Here is a 20,441-nt window from a genome sequence, read left to right as displayed (position 1 = left end):
TCATTGAAGTGGAGCAGAACGAAGTTTGTTCGCCTCGGCGGCAGTGACCGGCGTGCCGCGATTACCCCATGCGGTCCGGATGTAGGAGACGACGGCCGCCACCTCGTCGTCCGAAAGTGTTACCGCAAAGGGCGGCATGCCGTGCGGCATGGGGTTCTTTTCGGTCGCAGGCGGATAGCCGCCATTGAGCACCATGCGGATGCCGTTGACTGCCGATTCCATCTGGATCGACTGATTGCCGGCGAGCAGCGGATAATGCGGCGGTCGGCCTTCGCCCTGGGCGCCATGACAGCTGGCGCACTGCTTGTCATAGACTGATTTGCCGAGACTGATCAGAAGACTCGCCTCTTCCGTCCTGACGGAGGAGCGAGGCGGTGTGGGTTGGTCCTGCGCGATGCTCTTCAGGTAGACGGCCATGGCGCGGATGTCTTCGTCCGTCATGTACTGGAGACTATTGAAGACCACCTCCGCCATCGGGCCATAGACGGCGCCCCGCGTCGAGATACCTTTCTGCAGGAGATCGGAGATCTCCTCGATCGACCAGTCGCCAAGCCCGGCCTCCTTGTTGGAGGTCAGCGATGGCGCATACCAGTCCTGCATCGGAATCAGTCCGCCCTGGAAGGCTTCCGATTCACGGCTTCCGCCAAGCGCGTTGATCGGCGTATGGCACATGCCGCAATGTCCGAGCCCTTCGACCAGATAGGCCCCCCGGTTCCATTCCTCTGACTGTTTGGCATCCGGCGTGAACTCGCCTTCCTTGAAGAACAGCGTCCGCCACCCGAGAATGAGAGAGCGGTTGTTATAGGGAAAGTCGAGCTCATGCGGACGGTTCGGTTGATGCACCGGCGTGATCGTCTTCAGATAGGCAAAGATCGCGTCACTGTCTTCGCGGGTAACCTTGGTATAGGAGGCAAACGGCATCGCGGGATAAAGCAGGCCCCCGTCCGGATAACGGCCATGATGCATCGTGTTGTAGAAGTCGTCGGCAGACCATCGGCCGATACCCGTCTCATCCGGCGTGATGTTCGATGTATAAAGCGTGCCGAAAGGCGTCGGCATGGCTCGCCCGCCTGAAAAGAGCTTTCCGTCGGGCGCCGTATGGCAAGCAACGCAGTCTCCGGCGCGCGCGAGATATTCTCCCTTTTTGACCACATCGGAGGAAGCGTTTTGCGGGGACTGCGCTGCGACCGGGGAAAGAGCCGCAACAAACGCCACCAGGGCAAGGGCGGGCAGAATTCTCAGATGCGCGCTCATGGCTTATTGCCCTCCGGCTGGCTGCCACATGCAAACGGCAGAGAATAGGATCCGGCAGGAGACGGCGCGGGATCTGCGGGCTGAGGCTGATTGGCGAGATAGGCGGCGACGGCACGCACATCGTCTTCCGTAAGGTGCCCGGCCACAAGCTGCATGCAGTCAGGCGCGATTGCCGTTCGCGTACCATAGCGCCATCCGCCGAGCTGTGCGCTGATATAGCTTGCCCGCAATCCGAGAAGTCCGGGGATTCCGGGTGACTGCCCCGTCAGGGCACCGCCATGACAGCTGACGCAGGCCGGAATCGAGCGGTCGAGGTCGCCCTGCGTGACGAGCGCATGCCCGTGATCGAGCACCGCCTGACTGACGTCAGGTGGAGACTTTTCGGGCAGAGCCGGCCGCTGGTCGGCGAAATACTCGGCAAACTGCCGCAGGTAGTCGTCCGTCAAATAAGCGAGCAGATAGTTCATCGGCGGGTACTTGCGCCTGCCCGATTTGAAGGCTTCCAGCTGGTTATGGAGATATCCTGCAGGCTTACCCGCAAGTCGTGGGAAATAGGGGTCGTTCGTGCCCTTCCCTTCCACACCGTGGCACGGGGTACAGGCTTGAACGCGCTCCGCCATGTCATCCGGATAGGCCTTGGCTTCCTGGGCAGGGGCCATGCTTGCTCCCAGAAAGAAAAGACAGCATGCCAGGAAGGTCTCTCGTATGAGCACTACGTTTCCTCCGGAGCACAAACCACAGGTGAAAAATCTTGATGGGCGAAAACCCGGAAAGGCATGATAACGACGGGGCAGATTCGATCCGGTCTGCGCCGAATAAGTAGCCGCATTCGACAATCCTCGCCTTGACAGAAATCAAGAAAGAACGCGAACCGCTTGATATTGGCGATTTTTTATATGGACGGAATCGCCCTCTTTCGATCTGCTTTCGGGACCGGCGACCGGCCTTCGCCCCCTTGTGGGAAAGACTTAGCGATGTGATCGTCAGCCTTCGAAGATCGAATAGCCGATATCGCGCAGATGATCCGGATCGGCAATCGCATCGACCGTCGAGATCCTGTCGCCCTCGAAGCCCAGCGCCAGCACAACGCGCAACTGCCCGTGGATGAAAACAACAAGACCGATTTCGCCATCGACAAGTGCAGCTTTCGCTGACGTCGCCCGTCCCTTGAAGTTTTCGGCGACGGCTTGAGCGCCGTGAAGCGGAGTGACATCCCCGAGCTGGATCGCAGTCGCATCCGGCCGGAAGACCGCATCCGGCGTGAGCACTGCAATCAGCCCGGCCAGATCGCCGTTGCGCGAGGCGATGAGGAAAGCCTCGGCAATGCTCCGCTTGCGCGTAAGGTCGACATCAGGCGTTTCCGGTTGCCCCTGCACCCGGCGCCGGGCGCGGCTGGCAAGCTGCCGGGTGGCGGCAGCACTTCGCCCGATGACTGCGGCAATTTCTTCGAACGGGAGATCGAACATGTCGTGCAGCACGAAGGCGACGCGTTCAGCCGGCGAAAGCGTTTGCAGGACCACGAGCAAGGCGATGCCGACGGAATCGGCGAAGGCTGCCTCCCGTTCAGGATTGCTGGCAATATCGACAATCGCGCCATGCGCCGGCAGGTCGAGCGGCTCTTCATGGCGCGTCTTGCGCGAGCGCAACATGTCGAGACAAATGCGCGCCACGACTGTCGTCAACCAGCCGCCGAGATTATCGACACTGCCTCTGTCCGATCTTGTCAGGCGCAGCCATGCCTCTTGCACTGCATCCTCCGCCTCCGCCCGGGAGCCGAGCATGCGGAAGGCGACGGCCCGCAGATGCCCACGGTTCGCCTCGAATTCCTCGGCCAGCCATCTTTTCTCGTCCATCGATCCATTCCTTGTACTGTTGCATCAAAGACCATGACGAACGGAAGCGGGACGATGTGACAGGAGTGGCATCACATCAAGCCCATGAAATTCTACTGGCGACTTGACCTGCCGCATTTTTCATTGGCTGATGGCGCGTATATCCCTCCCTATGGTGTTTCCCGATGTCCTCCCGATTTGATAGTTCCAGACAATATGCCGCCTTCCTGTTCGACATGGATGGCACGATCCTGAGCTCGACGGCGTCAGCGGAGCGCGTCTGGGGGCGCTGGGCGGAGCGGCACGGGCTGGATGTAGAAAAATTCCTGCCGATTATGCACGGATCACGAGGTATCGACACGATCCGGCGGCTGAACCTTCCCGGCGTTGATGCAGAAGCAGAAGCTGCTCAGATCACCGAAGAGGAAATCCAGGATGTCGAAGGCGTCATCGCGCTGCCGGGTGCCGCCGATTTTTTGGCTTCGCTGCCGCCAAACCGCTGGACGATCGTCACATCTTCACCGCGCCGCCTTGCTGAGCGACGGCTCGAGGCAGCCGGCCTCCCGATGCCGCAGGCGATCGTGACGGCGGAAGACGTGACCGTCGGCAAGCCCGACCCGCAATGCTATATCCTCGGCGCAGAGAAGCTCGGCTTTGCAACGCATGAATGCCTGGTCTTTGAAGATGTCGAAGCCGGCGTAAAGGCAGGAGCGGCAGCCGGCGCCGATGTCATGGTCATCACGGCCGCCGGTCACAAGCATTCGCTGAAAGGTTATCCGGAGATCGAACATTATGCCGATGCGACCGTTGTCATTGCTGACAGCGGCCACCTTTCGATCAAGTTCTGAGTGCCTGCCGCACAGCCGAAAGGAATTCCCATGAAGCCGGAAATTGTCTGCCTGATGATGTCGTCGCTCGACGGTGGCCTGCATCCGAGCAAATGGACCGAAAGCCCCGATGGCGGACGCAAGGAATGGTCGGCGCTCTATCAGCAGATCCATGAAGAACTGCAGGGCGACGCCTGGCTTGTCGGGCGCGTGACCATGGCCGAAATGGCGAAGGGAGGGCCGCATCCGCCACAATCTGCCGGCTCGGTCGAACGGCCGAACCATTTTGCCGATCGCAAGGCAAACAACTACGCGATCGCACTCGACACGTCGGGCAAGCTGCATTTCACGCGAGCAGATATTGAAGGCGACCATATCGTTGTCATCCTCGGCAATACCGTGCCGGACACCCATCTCGCAGAACTCGCTGCCGACGGCATCTCCTACATCGTTTCGCCATCAGTAGATATCGACCTGCCCGCAGCGCTCGATGTGCTGGAGAAGGAACTCGGCATCCGCAAACTTCTGCTCGAAGGCGGAGCCGCGATCAACGGAGCCTTCTTTGCCGCTGATCTTATCGACGAACTCTATCTGCTTGTCGCGCCGGCTCTCGACGGTAGCGGCGGCCAGCCTATCGTCACCTTCGAAGGCGGATTGGCGGGCAAGACACAACTCTCGCTCATTTCGGCCGAGACGAAAGACAACGGCGCCGTCGCCTTGCGATACAAAGTCCGCACCCGATAGCGATTGCGGACAGCCACAGGTACGAGGCCGCTAGATCCACACCCCCAACCACCTCTGAGCCTGATATCGTTGTCGCCGGCGCAGGAGCCCGGGATCGGAAATTCACGGCGTTTGAGAGCCTGTGGGCTGCTGGCGAAACGGCCTTGACGACGGCCGTTAATTCCTGACGTAGCAAATGCTCACCAATTCGCTTCTCATCTTTTTACGCTGCCCTCGTCACACTCTCTGCCCCTGATCCGTCAAATCCATGACGAACGAAACCGGCAACTGCCCGGCTCTGCGTCAAACGGAACACGTCATCAGGAGACTGAACATGCAAGAGAGAATGGGAAATCCAGCCCTCGTCATCCCCGACGCCATGCAGGCACTGAATGCCCTCGGCAAACTGCCGGTTACGGTCGGCCTTGCGCCGGGATTTCTGGAGATCATCTATCTGCGCGCCAGCCAGATCAACGGCTGCAGCGTCTGCATCGATGGACATTGGCGCATTGCCCGCAAGCACGGCGAGACTGACGAGCGGCTGTTTGCCGTGGCCGGCTGGCGCGAAGCCCCCTACTACAGCGACGCCGAACGCGCCGCACTGGCCCTGACCGAAGCCGTCACCCGCCTCAGCGACCGAGCCGATCCGGTGCCGGATGAGGTCTGGGAGGAATGCACGCGCCATTACGATGGCAAGAGCCTTGCGGCCCTCGTCATCGCAATTGCCAATATCAATGTCTGGAACCGGCTGAACGTCGCCACCCGGCAGGTCGCGGGACAGTGGAAGCCGTGATCGACGGCTTCCAACCGATCAGATGATACCACCGCCGCCGGAGACGGAGGCGGGACGCTCAGCGGCTACCTTTTTGCGGTAGCCGCTGGTGCGGTAGGCAGCGATCGGGTCGATCGCACCGCCCGCACGGCGGCGCGCTTCGGCCAAAATCGGCTCGACATCGGCGCGGTAGGCGCGCTTCAGCGTTTCCGACGCCATCAGCGCGTCATTGTCCTGCTGATAACCTTCGAGCGCCTTGCGGTCGACGATCAGGGCCTGCGCATAGGCACGGCGGATTTCGTTGGCGCTGTTGATCAGGCTTTCGATCGGATCCGTCACATTATGCGACTGGTCGATCATATGGGCTGGATGGAAATCGTTGACGCCGCGCTGTTCGGCATCGACGAGCTCGTTGAAAACGAGGAACAGGCGATAGGGCTCGATCGAACCAGCATCGAGATCGTCGTCACCGTACTTCGAGTCGTTGAAATGGAAGCCGCCGAGCTTGCCGAACTGGATAAGACGGGCGACGATCATTTCGATATTGGTATTCGGTGCGTGATGACCGAGGTCGACAAGGCAATAGGCCTTGGGACCGAGCGTCTGGGCGATCAAATAGTTGGTGCCCCAATCCTGCACGATCGTCGAGTAGAAGGCTGGCTCGTACATCTTGTGTTCGGAAAAGAGCCGCCAATCGTCCGGCAGCGCCTTGTAAATATCAGCCATCGAGGCGAGATAACGCTCAAACGCCTTGGTGAAGTTGCTCTGGCCGGGAAAGTTGGAACCGTCGCCGATCCAGACGGTGAGCGCCTTGGAGCCGATCGCCTTGCCGATCTCGATGCATTCGAGATTATGCTCGATTGCCTGCTGCCGGGTCGCCGCATCTGTGTGGCTGAGCGAGCCATATTTATAGGTCAGCTTCTGGCCGGGCGCATCCGAGAAGGTGTTGGAGTTCATCGCGTCGAAACCGAGGCCGAGCGCATCGCCCTTCGCCTTCAGCTGCTTAACATCGGTCTTGTCCCAGGGAATATGCAGGGAAACGGTCGGCGTTGCCTGCGTCAGCTGGTTGATGACGGCACAATCGTCGAGCTTGTCGAAGATACCGCGCGGCTCGCCGGTGCCCGGGAATCGTGCAAAGCGCGTGCCCCCGGTGCCCACGCCCCAGGAGGGCACGGCCACGGTGAATTCCGAGACCTTGCGGGTGATCGCCTCGATATCGACGCCGCGACGGGCGAGTGTGGCGCCAAGCGCTTCGTAGTCAGCCTTCAGCGCGCCGGCGCGCTTGTCGTTTTCCGCTGCGACCAGATCCGGCGCAATCCTGAATTCAGCCATGTCTTCCTCCCAGAGATTGTGTTGCGGCGGGCAATACCCGCCGCTCGCTATCAGCGCGTGAAGCTTTGAACATTGCCGGCATCGACATTGATGATATTGCCGGTCGACTTGGCCGAAAGATCGGATGCCAGGAAGTAGACGGCTTCGGCGATGTCTTCCGGGAAAACGTTGAGCTTCAGCATGGAACGCTTGCGGTAATGTTCCTCGAGATCGTCCACTTCGATCTTCGAAGAAGCCGCGCGCTGTTCACGCCATTCGCCGCTCCAGATCTTCGAGCCGCGGAGCACCGCATCCGGATTGACTGTGTTGACGCGGATGCCGGCCTCTGCGCCTTCGAGCGCCAGGCAACGGGCAAGGTGGATTTCGGCAGCCTTTGCCGTGCAATAGGCGGCCGCATTCGGCGAAGCGGCAAGACCATTCTTCGATGCAATGAAGACGACGTTGCCGCCAAGCGCCTGACGGCGGAAGAGACGGAAAGCCTCGCGCGAAACGAGGAAATAGCCGGTCGCCAGAATGTCGATATTGCGATTCCACGTCGAAAGCTCTGTCGTTTCGATCGGTGCCGAAGACGCGATGCCGGCATTCGAAACGAGGATATCGATGCCGCCGAACTCGACGCAGGATTCGGCGAAGGAGGAGATCACTCCGTCTTCCTTGGTAACGTCGAGCTTCAGAGTGCGCACCGCATCCGCGCCGTACTTCTTCACGAATTCGGCTTCGGTCGATTCAAGTGCGGCCTGATCGATATCGGCAAGCACCACGCAGGCGCCCTCGCCGACGAGGCGCGCAGCCGTGGCGCGGCCGATACCGCCGGCGCCGCCGGTCACGAAGGCGACCTTGCCTGCCAGGCTCTTCGGCTTCGGCATGCGCTGCAGCTTGGCTTCTTCAAGCAGCCAGTATTCGATATCGAAGGCTTCCTGCTCCGGCAGGCCCTGATATTCTGACACCGTCGAGGAACCGCGCATCACGTTGATTGCGTTGACATAGAATTCGCTGGCGATACGAGCCGTCGCCTTGTCCCGGGCAAAGGACAGCATGCCGACGCCCGGCACCAGGAAGATGACCGGATTGGCGTCACGCATGGCGGGCGAATTGGCGTGCTTGCAGGCATTGTAGTAGCGCGCGTAATCGGCGCGATAATCTTCAAGCGCCTTGTCGAGGCCGGCGATGATGGCATCGACATCAGGCTTTGCCGGATCGAGATCGACGATCAGCGGGCGGATCTTGGTGCGCAGGAAGTGGTCAGGGCAGCTGGTGCCGAGCGCACCAAGCGGGCGCAGGTCCTTCGAATTGACGAATTCAAGTACGGCGTCCTGATCATCGAAGTGTCCGAGCTTGCGCTCCTGCTTGCCGATACGGCCGCGGATTTCCGGCATCAGGCGGGCGGCAATCGCGCGGCGCTCTGCTACCGGCAGGCTCTGCACGACGGCACCGCCGAAGATCGTCTTGCCTTCGGTCTGGCCGGCGAACCATTCGATTGCCTTGTTGATGATATCGAGCGTCAGCTCGTAGCAAGCCTTGGCATCGTTTGCCCAGGTGAAGAGGCCGTGGCTCTCGAGCACGACACCCTTAGCGGTGGGGTTCGCCTTGACGAAAGCTTCAAGGTCGAGGCCGAGTTGGAAGCCCGGGCGGCGCCACGGTAGCCAGCCGATCGCCTCACCGAAGATCTGCTTGGTCAGTTCCTTGGAGTTTTTGGAGGCGGCGATGGCGATGATCGCGTCCGGATGCATGTGGTCGACATGCGTAAAGGGCACGAAACCATGCAGCGGCGTGTCGATCGAAGCTGCACGGGCATTGAGGTTGAAAGTGCAATGCGGCAAGAAGCCAACCATGCGATCTTCGTCTTCGACGCCCTTGTAGATGCCTTTCAGCGACTCCAGCTTGTCCTGGTAAAGTGTCGCGAAACCGTCGAGCTTGATCGTGCCGACATCACCGCCCGAGCCCTTGACCCAGAGAACCTGAACCTTGCCGCCGCTTAGCGGGTCGGTTTCCATGACCTTGGCCGACGTGTTGCCGCCACCATAATTGGTGATGCGCTTGTCGGCGCCGAGCAGATTCGAGCGATAGAGAAGCTTGCCGGGCTCATCGAGGCCTGCCGCATAAGCATCATCCCACCGGTTCTCGAGAAGTCGAACTTTTGCCGCCATGTCATCCTCCCATATAGGCTTGTGTATAGGCCTGCGGGCGCCGCGATAAGCACGCCCTTTCGCTCACGGTATCGCGCATCAAAATGGCGCTTGTCAATCGAAAACGATCAAATTCGATTATGCTGCATCGCAATATGAAAATTTATGATCGTTTCTGATTGACAGGCTTTAACGGATACGAAATAAATATGACAAGAGGAGGAGCCCAATGCACGAACGCGAACGCCATCGCATTATCTTAAGCGCTGTCCAGGAAAAGTCCGTCGTTACGATTCAGGACATTTCCGAGCTGACGGACGCTTCTGAAGCGACGATCCGGCGCGACATTGCGGCTCTTCACGTGCAGGGTAAGATCCGGCGCGTTCGTGGCGGCGCGGAGGCTGTGCACCCGCCGCAGCTTGGAAATCTTGCAGGACGCCCGTTCAGGGTTTCAGAATCGGTCAACATCGATAAAAAACGCTCAATCGCGCGCGCAGCCGTCGATCTCTGTGAGGCGGGCGACGCCATCATCATCAATGGCGGCACCACGACCTTCCAGATGGTGCATTACATGGCCGGCCATCGCATGCAGGTCATGACCAATTCCTTCGCCATTGCCGAACATCTGGTGAAGCATTCCAAGAACAGTGTGACAGTGCCGGGCGGCGCGATCTATCGCGAGCAGAGCCTGATCCTGTCGCCCTTCGACAATGATGCGATCCGCAATTTTTATGCGCGGCGCATGTTCATTGGCGCCCAGGGCGTCGGCCCGCTCGGCATCATGGAGGCGGATGCCCTCATCATCCAGAGCGAGCAGAAACTGATGCACCAGGCCGATGAACTCATCGTCATGGTCGATTCAAGCAAATTCAATCGCCGGTCGAGCCTCATTCTTTGCCCGCTCGACCGCGTATCTGTGGTCATCACCGACGACGGCATCTCGGAAGAAGCGGCTCGCATGATCGAGAATGCCGGCGTCCGGCTCGTCGTGGCAAGCTCGGTGGCCCAGGCTGTGAAGGAGGATTCCTCGTCGGTCGCATGAGGCGTCGGCGAGGTGTGGAAGTCTAAATCTTAGTGGGAGGACATGACATGAAACTTGCAAAGACACTTGCAATCGGTGTGGCTTTTGCCGTCACCATGATGGCTGGCGCCGCAAGCGCCAAGGACATCAAGATCGGCCTCGTCGTAAAGTCGCTCGGCAACGGCTTCTTCGAYGCCGCCAACAAGGGTGCCCAGGAAGCGGCCAAGGAACTCGGCGGCGTAGAAGTCATCTACACCGGCCCGACGAGCACGACGGCCGAAGGCCAGATCGAAGTGATCAACTCGCTGATCGCTCAGGGCGTCGATGCCATCGCGATCTCGGCGAATGACCCCGACGCCGTCGTTCCGGCGCTGAAGAAGGCTACCCAGCGCGGTATCAAGGTTATTTCCTGGGACTCCGGCGTTGCTCCGGAAGGCCGCATCCTGCAGCTCAACCCGTCTTCGAACGAGCTGATCGGCAAGATGTGCCTGACGCTCGCCAAGGATCATCTTGATGGCGGCAAGGGTGACTTCGCCATCCTGTCGGCAACGACGACCTCGACCAACCAGAACATCTGGATCGACCAGATGAAGAAGCAGCTCAAGGACTTCCCGGGCCTGAACCTCGTCACCACCGTCTACGGCGACGACCTCTCGGACAAGTCCTATCGTGAAGCCGAAGGCCTCCTGAAGTCCAACCCGAACGTCAAGGTCATCGTCGCTCCGACGACGGTCGGCGTTCTCGCGGCCTCCAAGGTTGTCGAAGACAAGGGTCTGGTCGGCAAGGTGTACGTCACCGGTCTCGGCCTGCCCTCTGAAATGGCTGGCGCGATCAAGTCGGGTGCCACGAAGGAATTCGCCATCTGGAACCCGATCGATCTCGGCTACTCTGCAACGCAGATCGCCTATCACCTTGCAAAGGGTGATGCCGACGGCAAGCCGGGCAGCGAAATCGAAGCCGGCCGCATGGGCAAGATCAAGATCGGCGACAACGGCGAAGCCGCGATGGCCGACCCCTTCGTCTACAATGCCTCGAACATCGACCAGTTCTCCAAGGTCTTCTGATTTCAGAGATCATGAACGGACACCCGGCGGCTCTGCCGCCGGGCTTCTCTTTCGATGGTGGTAAGCTTGCTGATGTCCCCTGCCCTTCAACACCCCGTCGCGGATCAAAAAACCGATGACGCATCCGCCATTCTGGAAATGCGCGGCATCTCGCAGATCTTTCCGGGCGTGAAGGCGCTCGATAATGTCAGCATCGCGCTTTATCCCGGCAAGGTGACGGCACTGATCGGCGAAAATGGCGCCGGCAAGTCGACGCTCGTCAAGATCCTGACCGGCATCTATCGCCCCAATGAGGGCGAGATCATTGTCGACGGCAACTCAGTGCATTTTGCAACGGCACAGGCCGCGATCGATGCAGGTGTAACCGCCATCCACCAGGAGACCGTGCTCTTCGACGAGCTATCGGTCGCCGAAAATATCTTCCTCGGCCACGCGCCGCGCACCCGCTGGCGTACGATCGACTGGAGCGAGATGAATAGCCGCTCACGGGCGCTGTTGACCTCGCTTGAAAGCAATATCGATCCAACGATCCGCCTGAAGGACCTCTCGATTGCGCAGCGCCATCTCGTGGCGATTGCCCGCGCTTTGTCGATCGAGGCCCGGATCGTCATCATGGACGAGCCAACGGCTGCGCTGTCGCGTAAGGAAATCGACGATCTCTTCCGCATCGTCGAGGGCTTGAAGGCAAGCGGCAAGGCCATTCTCTTCATCAGTCACAAGTTCGACGAGCTCTACGAAATCGCTGACAATTACGTCGTCTTCCGCGACGGCCGCGCCGTCGGCCACGGAAAGCTCAAGGAAACACCGCAGGACGAAATCGTCCGCATGATGGTCGGCCGTGACGTCGAGAACGCGTTCCCGAAAATCGATGTGGCGATCGGCGGCCCGGTCCTGGAAGTCGAGAAATACAGCCATCGCACCGAATTCCGTGACATTTCCCTGACGCTACGCAAGGGCGAAATCCTCGGTATCTACGGGCTGATCGGCGCCGGGCGTTCGGAGCTGGCCCAGTCGCTCTTCGGCATCACCAAGCCGCTCTCGGGCAGTTTGACACTTGAAGGCCGTTCAATTTCGATCAACTCGCCGCATGACGCCATCCGCGCCGGCATCGTCTACGTGCCGGAAGAGCGCGGCCGGCACGGCCTGGCCCTGCCGATGCCGATCTATCAGAACATGACGCTGCCGTCGTTGACGCGCACCTCACGCAAGGGCTTCCTGCAGGCCGCGGAGGAATTCGCGCTCGCCCGCAAATATGCCGAGCGGCTGGACCTGCGCGCTGCTGCCCTTTCCGTACCGGTCGGCACACTTTCGGGCGGCAACCAGCAGAAGGTCGTCATCGGCAAATGGCTTGCCACCATGCCGAAGGTCATCATTCTCGATGAGCCGACCAAGGGCATCGATATCGGTTCGAAGGCTGCCGTTCATGGCTTCATCAGCGAGCTTGCGGCAGAAGGTCTCTCCATCATCATGATCTCTTCCGAACTGCCCGAGATCATCGGCATGTCGGACCGTGTGCTCGTCATGAAGGAAGGCCTGTCGGCGGGGTTCTTCGAACGCGATCAGCTTTCGCCGGAAGCGCTGGTGCGCGCGGCGACCGGAAATGCATGAGGTGACGGGCATGATGAGACTGATCAGAAAACGCGAAACCCTGCTCTTCGCCATCATCGTGGTGATGATTGCCGTGTTCTCGACGCGCGCAGCCGATTTCGCCACACCGGATAATCTCGCCGGCATCTTCAACGATACGGCAATCCTCATCATCCTGGCGCTTGCCCAGATGACGGTGATCCTGACGAAATCGATCGACCTTTCGGTCGCAGCCAATCTTGCCTTTACCGGCATGGCGATCGCGATGATGAACGCCGCCTTTCCCGGACTGCCGCTCATCGTTCTCATCCTTGCGGCAGTCGTGATCGGCGCAACCCTCGGCTCGATCAACGGTTTCCTCGTCTGGCGGCTCGAAATACCGCCGATTGTCGTTACCCTCGGCACCCTCACCATCTATCGCGGCATGGCCTTCGTGCTCTCGGGCGGCGCCTGGGTGAACGCGCATCAGATGACGCCGACCTTCCTTGCCGTTCCTCGCACGCCGATCCTCGGCTTGCCTGTGCTGAGCTGGGTCGCCATCATCATCGTCGCGCTGATGTACATGCTCCTGCGCTACAGCCCGTTCGGCCGTTCGGCCTATGCAACCGGCGGCAATCCGACCGCCGCCATTTATGCCGGTATCGATACGGGCAAGACGAAATTCCTGGCCTTTGTGCTCTCGGGCGCGCTCGCCGGTCTTTCCAGCTATCTCTGGGTTTCCCGTTATGCGGTCGCCTATGTTGATATCGCCAACGGTTTCGAACTCGACAGCGTCGCGGCCTGCGTCATCGGCGGCATTTCGATTGCCGGCGGTGTCGGCTCGGTTGCCGGCACGGTGCTCGGCGCGCTCTTCCTCGGTGTCATCAAGAACGCCCTGCCCGTCATCGGCATTTCGCCTTTCACGCAGATGGCGATCTCAGGAACCGTCATCATTCTCGCCGTCGTCTTCAATGCAAGGCGCGAGCGCAATCGCGGCCGCATCATCCTGCGGGATCGCGCAGCAGCGGAGGTCGCAGCATGAGCGCCGTTTCGTCAACACCCGAAAAGCGCGTCATTCCCGATCGCCTCGGCACACCCTTCAAGCGTGTCATGTCAAGCTGGGAAGTGCTGCTCTTCGGTGTGGCCGTCCTGATCTTCATCTTCAATTCCGTAGCTTCGCCCTATTTTCTCGATGCCTGGAACCTCTCTGACGCGACCTTCAACTTCACCGAAAAGGCGATGATCGCCTTTGCAATGGCGCTGCTCGTCATAGCCGGCGAGATCGACCTGTCGGTTGCCGCCATCATCGCGCTCGCTTCGACGGCCATGGGTGCTGCAGCGCAGGCCGGTGTCGGCACACCGGGCCTCGTGCTGATCGGCATCGGCACCGGCCTTCTCTGCGGCATCTTCAACGGTGTGCTCGTTTCCGTGCTGAAACTGCCCTCAATCGTCGTCACCATCGGCACGATGAGCCTCTTCCGCGGCATTTCCTACATCGTGCTCGGCGACCAGGCCTATGGAAAATATCCGACTGATTTCGCCTATTTCGGCCAGGGCTACGTCGTCTGGGTTTTCTCTTTTGAATTCGTTCTGTTCATCGTACTGGCGATCCTTTTCGCCATCCTGCTGCATGCCACGAATTTCGGCCGGCAGGTCTACACRATCGGCAACAATGACTTTGCCGCCCGCTTCTCCGGCATTCCGGTCGAGCGCGTAAAATTCATCCTCTTCCTGCTGACCGGTGTGATGAGCGGCATCGCCGCCGTCTGCCTCACCTCGCGCCTCGGCTCGACGCGCCCGTCGATCGCTCAAGGATGGGAGCTGGAAGTCGTCACCATGGTCGTGCTCGGCGGCATCTCGATCCTCGGCGGTTCCGGCACGATCGGCGGCGTCGTTATCGCCGCCTTCGTCATGGGCCTCGTCACTTTCGGTCTGGGGCTCCTGAACGTACCCGGCATCGTCATGTCGATCTTCATCGGCCTGCTCCTGATCATCACCATCGCGATCCCGATCATCGCCCGCCGCATCAAAGCCATGAGCGCCAAATGACCCTGGAAAAACACGCCTTCAAGATGAAGCTCAATCCTGGCATGGAGGCCGAATACAGGAAGCGGCATGACGAGATCTGGCCGGAACTGATCGATCTGCTGCATCAGTCCGGCGCCAGCGACTATTCGATCCATCTCGACCGCGAGACCAACACGCTTTTCGGCGTGCTGACCCGGCCGCAGGATCACACGATGGCAAGCCTGCCGGACCATCCCGTCATGAAGAAATGGTGGGCGCATATGGCTGATATCATGGCGTCCAATCCCGACAATTCGCCCGTACAGAGCGACCTCGTTACTGTTTTTCATATGCCATGAGCGATTACCGCCGCATCGCCGTTCTCGATATCGGCAAGACAAACGCCAAGGTCGTCGTTCTCGACAGCACGACGGGCGCAGAAATTGCCGTCCGCAAGCAGCCGAATACGGTCATCCGCGACGGCCTTTATCCGCATTATGATATTGAAGCACTCTGGAGCTTCGCTCTCACCTCGCTGAAAGCCTTTGCGAGCGAGCCGGGTTTCGATGCGATCTCGATCACCACGCACGGCGCGGCAGCCGCCCTGCTCGGCGCAGACGGCAAGCTTGTGATGCCCGTCATCGATTATGAGCATGAATATCCACAGGAGATCCGCGACGCCTATGACGCGTTGCGGCCGCCCTTCTCCGAAACCTTCTCGCCCCGTCTTTCAATGGGCCTGAATATCGGCGCACAACTCCATTACCAGAAAACGGCTTTTGCCGAAGAATTCGCCAAGGTCGCAACCATCGTCACCTATGCGCAATATTGGTCGGCACGATTGACCGGCGTGGCGGCAAACGAGGCAACCTCGCTCGGCTGCCACACGGACCTCTGGAACCCGAAGACCGGTGCCTACTCTTCGCTGGTCGATGCGCTTGCCATTCGCGACCGGATGGCGCCGATCCATTCGGCCTTTGATCCACTCGGTCCCGTTCTGCCGGACATTGCCGAAGAAATCGGTCTCTCGGTGCCGGTCTATTGCGGCATCCATGATTCCAACGCGTCACTGCTGCCGCATCTCGTCGGCCGCGAGGCGCCCGTTACCGTCGTCTCGACCGGGACCTGGGTCATCAATTTCGGCGTCGGCGGGGATCTCGCCCATCTCGACGCCAAGCGCGATGCGCTCGCCAATGTCGATGCCTATGGCCGCGCCGTGCCCTCCTCCCGTTTCATGGGCGGTCGCGAATTCGAAATCCTGTCGGCCGAGATCGGCAAGGTTGGCGATGCTGAGGCAAAAGCTGCTATCGCGGATGTCGTCGAAAGGGGCATCATGCTGCTGCCGAACGTGGCACCCGGCTCAGGCCCCTTTCCGGGCAAGGTCAGCCGCTGGATCAACGTGGAAGATGCGAGCCGCGACGAACAATATGCCGCTGCCTGCCTCTATCTCGCATTGATGACGGAGGCCTGCCTCGGGCTGATCGGCGCCAAAGGCCCAATCATCGTCGAAGGCCCTTTCGCATTGAACGAGACCTATCTGTCGCTGATTGCCGCAATCACCGGCCGTGATACGATGGCGCTGCCGGGCTCGACCGGCACCAGTCAGGGCGCTGCCCTGCTTGCCGGCATCAAGCCGGTATCCGGGGTGGAAAAACACTTCTCGCCCCAGGCAATTCCAGGCCTTCCCGCCTACCGGGATCGCTGGTACGCCGCGATGGAATAACAGTCTTTCCAAGACTAGCCTTGTCCACGTCGGCTGCGCCGCTACTGTGGCACCTCTCGATTTGATGGAGGAAACAGCATGACTGATTCATTCGACCCGCGCGCACTCGCCACCAAACTCCGCGCCTTGCGCCAGGCCGCAAAGCAGGAGCCGACGAGCGCCTTTTCGCTGCCGGCTGATCTGAACCAGGCGATGGAAACCCAGAATGCCGTGAAGGCTGAAGAAGGGATCGCGAGCAACGCCTGGAAGGTCACGGTCTCGCCCGAGGGCCAGCCGGTTACAGCACCTCTCCATCCCTATGCCGAAGCTGTCTCCGGTGCGACCATTGCCTGGTATCCGGGCCTGAAATTCGAAACCGAAATTGCCGTTCGCTTCGGCAAGGATCTGCCCTACCGCAAGGGTGCCCCCTACAGCCGCGCCGAAGTGCTGGAGGCGATCTCCACCGCCTATCTCGGCGCCGAACTGCTGGTCAGCGCGGTCAGGGAAAGCGGTGCTGTCTCCTTCCTTCTCTTCCTCGCAGATCGTCTCGGCAATAGCGGTTATGTGCTTGGCCCCGCCATCGCAAAGAGTTTCATCGATACCGCCGCAAGCACACCGCTGAAGGTCACCCAGGGCAGCAAGACGATCTATGACGGCCTAGCCAAACATCCCAAGGGCGACGTCGTGACCTGGCTGGTCGATTACGCCAACGACCCGCTGCGCCCGGAAGGTTCACTGAAATCGGGCGCGCTTGTCACCACCGGCACGCTCAGTGGCGCCGTCGAACTCACCGAACCCGGCGAGATCGACATCCGCTTCGGCGACAGCGCAAGGTTGACCTTCTCCGTCGTCTGATACCAGCATTTCCACCCGCATGAACTGGGTGATTGTCATCCCACTCCGCCTCCTGTATTAAACTTGAGTTTATTACGAAGGTTTATTTCGGCCGTCCGGCCGGAGACAGAAGTGGAAATGACGTTTCAACCGCGCATGCAAAACAGGATTCACGGCTTTTCCGTCACCAAAGGCGTCAATCGCCGGGTGTGGAACGGCATCGTGGCGGATGTCTGGGATGTGGACTGTGCTCCCCATTCCGGCGGCTACTACGTATCGCGCGACCCGCGGCTTTTCATCCTCCTTGAAAAGCGCGGGCCGGGCAATTCGCAGGTAAAGCTCTCGCCACGCGCCCACGGCACGGTCCAGGACACTGAGAAGCGGCCGATCTCCTATGTGCCGGCCGATATGGAAGTCTGGGCCGATCTGGTGGATGTGCATTCCCTGCGCCATCTCGATATCCATTTCGATGTCGAGACGATCAGCCGAAGGCTCGGCGATGATCTCGATCCGCAGCGCCTCGCCAATGCCCAACTGCTGTTTTCCGACGAGCGGCTGTTGTCGCTCGCCCAGCTGATTGCCGCCGAATGCGTCAATCCGCAGCCGCTGCATGATCTCTATGGCGACGGCCTGTCGCTCTCCCTCATCATCGATGTGCTGAAGCTTACGAAGGTGCAGCCGCGCAAGCGCAGCAAGCTTGCCGGCTGGCAATTGCGCCGTGCCACCGATTTCATCGAGGAAAACTGCCTGCGCAACATCCGGCTTGAGGAACTGGCATCGGTCACCGGCCTGTCGCAATCGCATTTCAGCCACGCCTTCAAGGCCTCGACCGGCGTGGCACCGCATCAATATCAGACCAATCTCCGCCTCGATCGCGCAAAACATCTGCTCGTGCGCAGCGAGTATCCTCTGACGACCATTGCCGTCGAAACGGGCTTTGCCGATCAGGCCCATTTCACTCGTGTCTTCCGCAAGAATCTGGGAACCACGCCGGCGAACTGGAAAAAGGCGCAGATTGCGTAAGTGCAACACGCCTGAGCTTTTGCACGCCGCGCAGAATATTGCCCAAGAACGTTCAATTTCCACCCGATCAGGACAATCCGCCCAATTAAATTTGAGTTAAACACTCGACTTATTCAAGGCCATTGCGCGGCTGGAAAAGCCGCGGCACGAGTGGGGTAATCTATGCGAGCGCAGACCAAAGGGCTCACCTTCAGGACATATCTATTGGCAGGAACGGCTGTCACCGGCATCATGGCGATCTCTTCCGCCGTTGCCCAGGATGCCAATCCGACGCAGTTGGCGCCGATCGTCATCCAGGGCGCCGGCGATGAAACCGCCACCAGCCCCGTCAAAGGCTATGTCGCAAAAACCTCCTCCACAGGCTCCAAGAGCGATACGCCGCTGAACGAGATCCCGCAGTCGGTCTCCGTTATCGGCAAGCAGGAAATGGACGATCACGGCATCACCAACAAGATCGACGAGGCGCTGCTTTATACGCCCGGCGTCACGACCCAGCCTTTCGGCAATGATCCCGATACGGACTGGTTCTATATCCGCGGCTTCAACGCCACACAGACCGGCGTCTTCTTCGACAACCTGAACCTCTTCAGCTACGGCTTCGGTGGTTTCCAGATCGATCCGTTCATGCTGGAGCGCGTCGAGGTTCTAAAGGGGCCGGCCTCGGTTCTCTACGGTGGCGCCAATCCGGGCGGCATCATCAATCTCGTGCGCAAGCGCCCGCTCGACGAGCCGCTTTATTACACCGATATCGGTATCAACAGTAACGGCAACGCCTTCACCGGTTTCGACATATCCGACAAGGTTGGTTCCAGCGATACGATGACCTACCGTATCACCGGCAAGGTCTCCGGCGGCGACAACTACTCGGATTTCTCTCATGATTTCCGCGGCTTCATCATGCCGCAGCTGAAGATCGCACCTGACGATGCGACGAGCTTCACCGTCTGGGGTTATCTCGCAGGCCTCGATCAGGTCCATACCGGCAACGGTTTCTTCCCATATGTCGGCACGGTCGTAGACGCGCCCTTCGGCAAGATCCCGCGCGACGCCTTCTACGGCGAGCCCGATATCGACGACGGCAGTTATGTCCAGAAAATGATCGGCTATGAATTCGAGCACGAATTCGACAGCGGCGTGAAATTCACTTCGAACTTCCGTTATGGCCGGCTCGACAAGCATGAGCAGGGCCCATACCTCAACGGCTATGTCGGCGGCGTGCCGACAGCACCGGATTACGATCTGGCTCGTATCGGCTTTGAAGGCCGTTCCGGCGTCGATTCCGTCGGCATCGACAATCGCATCGAGGGCGAGGCCGAGCTCGGCGGCGCAACGCATAACCTGCTCGCCGGCATCGACTACAAATATTACCGGTTGGACAATTGGCAGGCTTGCTGCGGCTCTAACCCGATCAGCGCAACCGATCCGGTCTACGGCGCGCCGCAAGGAGCCAATTTCGTTTACGCCGATGGCATCGTCACCATGAAGCAGATCGGTATTTACGCTCAGGACCAGATCCATTTCGGTGATGGCTGGCTGCTGACATTGAATGGCCGTTATGACCATGTCGATATCGACTCCGATGCCGCGATCGGGACGAGCTACAGCTTCGATGATGGCGCAGCCAGCGGCCGTGCCGGCCTCGCCTACGAGTTCGACAATGGCCTGACCCCCTATGTCAGTGTCGCAAGCTTCTTCAACCCGTTGATCGGCACCGGCATTTCCGGCCCGCTCAAGCCTGAGGAAGGCTATCAGATCGAAGGCGGTGTCAAGTATGAGCCGACTTTCTTCGATGGCGTGATTACGGCCTCGGTGTTCCAGATCGACAAGCGCAACAATGCCGTGACGAACCCGGTCACCTTCGAACAGAGCCAGCTCGGCAAGGTGCGTTCGCGCGGCTTCGAACTCGAAAGCAAGGTCAACGTCAACGACAACTGGAAGGTCACTGCCGGGCTCGACTATACCGACATGGAAGTGCTTGAAAACGAAGCTAACCCGCTTCTCGTCGGCAAATCCCCTTACATCACGCCGAAAGTCAAAGCTTCGCTCTGGATCGACTATCTCGTCACGACGGGCGCGCTGGAAGGGGTGAGCTTCGGCGCCGGCGTTCGGCATCAGGGCTGGTCCTGGGCTGACGAAGCCAACACCGAGAAGGTACCGGCAGCGACCGTGTTCGACGCGGCCATCCGCTACGAAAAGGAAAATTGGGCGGCGTCGCTCAACGTCGCCAATCTCTTCGACAAGGAGTATGTGTCGAGCTGCCAGGGCCTGACGGTCTGCGGTTACGGTGACGCACGCACGGTCACTTTCAAGCTTAGCAAGAAATGGTAAGTTGACAAATCGAGTTTAGTTTTTTCAGGA

The 20,441-nt window shown here is 59.8% G+C and carries 18 protein-coding genes; 13 read left to right on the top strand and 5 right to left on the bottom strand.

The window, feature by feature from the left end; genetic code table 11:
• From AC1DF8_RS11320 to AC1DF8_RS11310, 3 genes are all read right to left on the bottom strand, one after another.
• Positions 1-1,254, bottom strand: coding sequence for a c-type cytochrome (locus AC1DF8_RS11320; protein ID WP_478153566.1), 1,254 nt, complete (start codon positions 1,252-1,254; stop codon positions 1-3).
• A complete protein-coding gene (locus AC1DF8_RS11315; protein WP_112546262.1) occupies positions 1,251-1,913 on the bottom strand; it encodes a c-type cytochrome in 663 nt (220 codons plus the stop codon). The genes AC1DF8_RS11320 and AC1DF8_RS11315 overlap by 4 nt, the downstream gene beginning before the upstream one ends.
• A 324-nt stretch (positions 1,914-2,237) precedes the next feature.
• Positions 2,238-3,107, bottom strand: a complete 870-nt coding sequence (locus AC1DF8_RS11310) for a sigma-70 family RNA polymerase sigma factor (RefSeq protein WP_113210178.1) — start codon at positions 3,105-3,107, stop codon at positions 2,238-2,240.
• A gap of 164 nt (positions 3,108-3,271) precedes the next feature.
• Between AC1DF8_RS11310 and AC1DF8_RS11305 the strand changes: the two genes are divergently transcribed.
• The 3 genes from AC1DF8_RS11305 (at position 3,272) to AC1DF8_RS11295 (ending at position 5,429) form a co-directional block, all read left to right on the top strand.
• Positions 3,272-3,934, top strand: a complete 663-nt coding sequence (locus tag AC1DF8_RS11305; protein WP_112546260.1) for an HAD-IA family hydrolase — start codon at positions 3,272-3,274, stop codon at positions 3,932-3,934.
• A 30-nt stretch (positions 3,935-3,964) separates the two neighbouring features.
• Positions 3,965-4,657: a RibD family protein gene (locus AC1DF8_RS11300; RefSeq protein ID WP_112969081.1), complete on the top strand. Its 693-nt coding sequence runs from the start codon at positions 3,965-3,967 to the stop codon at positions 4,655-4,657.
• A gap of 313 nt (positions 4,658-4,970) precedes the next feature.
• Entirely contained in the window at positions 4,971-5,429 is a 459-nt protein-coding gene (locus tag AC1DF8_RS11295) for a carboxymuconolactone decarboxylase family protein (RefSeq protein WP_113114426.1), read from the top strand.
• 18 nt (positions 5,430-5,447) lie between these two features.
• On the opposite strand, the gene rhaI is transcribed toward AC1DF8_RS11295, so the two are convergent.
• Together rhaI and AC1DF8_RS11285 are read right to left on the bottom strand one after the other, a co-directional pair.
• The gene (gene rhaI, locus AC1DF8_RS11290; protein ID WP_478153562.1) at positions 5,448-6,740 is read right to left on the bottom strand and encodes an L-rhamnose catabolism isomerase; all 1,293 of its coding nucleotides are present in this window, start codon (positions 6,738-6,740) and stop codon (positions 5,448-5,450) included.
• Between the two features lie 50 nt (positions 6,741-6,790).
• Positions 6,791-8,887 carry a bifunctional rhamnulose-1-phosphate aldolase/short-chain dehydrogenase gene (locus tag AC1DF8_RS11285; protein WP_478153560.1) on the bottom strand — a complete coding sequence of 699 codons (2,097 nt, stop codon included), beginning with the start codon at positions 8,885-8,887 and terminating at the stop codon, positions 6,791-6,793.
• A gap of 208 nt (positions 8,888-9,095) precedes the next feature.
• On the opposite strand from AC1DF8_RS11285, the gene AC1DF8_RS11280 reads away from it, so the two are divergent.
• From AC1DF8_RS11280 to AC1DF8_RS11235, 10 genes are all read left to right on the top strand, one after another.
• Positions 9,096-9,908, top strand: a complete 813-nt coding sequence (locus AC1DF8_RS11280) for a DeoR/GlpR family DNA-binding transcription regulator (RefSeq protein ID WP_478153558.1) — start codon at positions 9,096-9,098, stop codon at positions 9,906-9,908.
• Positions 9,909-9,955: 47 nt separating this feature from the next.
• The gene (gene rhaS / locus AC1DF8_RS11275) at positions 9,956-10,951 is read left to right on the top strand and encodes a rhamnose ABC transporter substrate-binding protein (RefSeq protein WP_018114480.1); all 996 of its coding nucleotides are present in this window, start codon (positions 9,956-9,958) and stop codon (positions 10,949-10,951) included.
• Between the two features lie 72 nt (positions 10,952-11,023).
• The gene (locus AC1DF8_RS11270) at positions 11,024-12,559 is read left to right on the top strand and encodes a sugar ABC transporter ATP-binding protein (protein ID WP_112969179.1); all 1,536 of its coding nucleotides are present in this window, start codon (positions 11,024-11,026) and stop codon (positions 12,557-12,559) included.
• Positions 12,560-12,569: 10 nt separating this feature from the next.
• Entirely contained in the window at positions 12,570-13,559 is a 990-nt protein-coding gene (locus AC1DF8_RS11265; protein WP_029616356.1) for an ABC transporter permease, read from the top strand.
• A complete protein-coding gene (locus AC1DF8_RS11260) occupies positions 13,556-14,566 on the top strand; it encodes an ABC transporter permease (protein WP_478153554.1) in 1,011 nt (336 codons plus the stop codon). Before AC1DF8_RS11265 ends, AC1DF8_RS11260 begins: the two co-directional genes overlap by 4 nt.
• The gene (gene rhaM, locus AC1DF8_RS11255) at positions 14,563-14,883 is read left to right on the top strand and encodes an L-rhamnose mutarotase (RefSeq protein ID WP_478153552.1); all 321 of its coding nucleotides are present in this window, start codon (positions 14,563-14,565) and stop codon (positions 14,881-14,883) included. The genes AC1DF8_RS11260 and rhaM overlap by 4 nt, the downstream gene beginning before the upstream one ends.
• Entirely contained in the window at positions 14,880-16,247 is a 1,368-nt protein-coding gene (locus AC1DF8_RS11250) for an FGGY-family carbohydrate kinase (RefSeq protein ID WP_478153550.1), read from the top strand. The genes rhaM and AC1DF8_RS11250 overlap by 4 nt, the downstream gene beginning before the upstream one ends.
• Before the next feature lie 78 nt (positions 16,248-16,325).
• Positions 16,326-17,081: a fumarylacetoacetate hydrolase family protein gene (locus AC1DF8_RS11245; RefSeq protein WP_478153548.1), complete on the top strand. Its 756-nt coding sequence runs from the start codon at positions 16,326-16,328 to the stop codon at positions 17,079-17,081.
• A gap of 117 nt (positions 17,082-17,198) precedes the next feature.
• Complete coding sequence (locus tag AC1DF8_RS11240; RefSeq protein ID WP_029616355.1) at positions 17,199-18,083, top strand: helix-turn-helix domain-containing protein; 885 nt, start codon at positions 17,199-17,201, stop codon at positions 18,081-18,083.
• A gap of 162 nt (positions 18,084-18,245) precedes the next feature.
• On the top strand, positions 18,246-20,411 hold the full coding sequence (locus tag AC1DF8_RS11235; protein ID WP_478153545.1) for a TonB-dependent siderophore receptor: 2,166 nt from the start codon (positions 18,246-18,248) through the stop codon (positions 20,409-20,411).
• Positions 20,412-20,441: the final 30 nt, after the last annotated feature.

This window comes from Rhizobium sp. 05N49, from assembly GCF_056396805.1.
This window is presented reverse-complemented; position numbering and strand designations above follow the sequence as displayed.